At 61.9% G+C, this 268-nt stretch carries 1 protein-coding gene; it reads left to right on the top strand.

What is annotated here, in order from left to right:
* Nucleotides 1-268: aminotransferase class I/II-fold pyridoxal phosphate-dependent enzyme (locus ACTHSW_RS10895; protein WP_440373926.1), on the top strand; the 268-nt coding region annotated here is incomplete at both ends.

Here is a 268-nt window from a genome sequence, read left to right as displayed (position 1 = left end):
GGATGGGAGCAAGGTATTCCTCGGTAACGGTTCCGACGAAGTCCTGGCGCATATCTTCCACGGTCTGTTCCAGCACGACCTGCCACTGCTGTTCCCGGATATCAGCTACAGCTTCTACCCGGTGTACTGCGGGCTGTATGGCATCACCTCCGCCCCGGTGCCGCTGGATGAGCAGTTCCAGATCCGCGTGGCGGACTACGCCAAGCCTAATGGCGGGATCATCTTCCCCAACCCGAACGCGCCGACCGGCTGCGTGATGGCGCTGGAC

The organism is Neisseria sp. P0008.S004 (assembly GCF_051962755.1).
Lineage (GTDB): Bacteria > Pseudomonadota > Gammaproteobacteria > Burkholderiales > Neisseriaceae > Neisseria > Neisseria subflava_A.
This window is presented reverse-complemented; position numbering and strand designations above follow the sequence as displayed.